1 protein-coding gene is annotated in these 567 nt (G+C 43.6%); it reads left to right on the top strand.

What is annotated here, in order from left to right; all coding sequences use genetic code 11:
* Positions 1-54: 54 nt before the first annotated feature.
* The coding region (locus ASC50_RS03425) for a hypothetical protein (protein ID WP_158648362.1) at positions 55-567 on the top strand (513 nt) is incomplete at its 3' end.

Here is a 567-nt window from a genome sequence, read left to right as displayed (position 1 = left end):
ACTGTACTCTGTATTAATCTAAAAGAAAATACAATCACCGTCAGCAAATAACAGATGGAACACTATAAATACTCTGATTATTGGTTAGTCAACCGCGAGCCGGATTTGAACAACTTGTTTGATTTGCTTAAATTGCAGAATGCGGTGGCTAATTTTGTCAAAATTGTTTCGGGGCGCGATATTTCGGTGGAGTTTAAGGTGGGGGATGAGAAGTCGAGCATTGACAAAATCATTATTTCTGCCGATTTGAGCAATATTGATGCTACGGTGGGGTTGGCAATTCATGAGACTTTGTCGTTTGTTTATACTCCTAAGTGGCTGACTTCCAAGTTGGTGATGCTGGTGAACGATGATTATCTCAACCGCTATTTCATGGCAGATAACCCGCTCACATCGTCTGAGCGGTATCAAACTAAAAGGCGGTTCGTTGCCGAAATGGAAAATATCTACCGGCTGATTGAATATTGGCGGTTAGACGATTTTGCGATGCGCACCTCGCCGGGCTACAAGGGCTATATCGCGGAGGCGTATCGCTCGTATTTCACTCCAAACGAAACTGTTGCGATG

This window comes from Candidatus Symbiothrix dinenymphae (assembly GCF_001431085.1).
The sequence above is the reverse complement of the archived record's forward strand: the minus strand, read 5'-3'. Positions and strand labels throughout refer to the sequence as shown.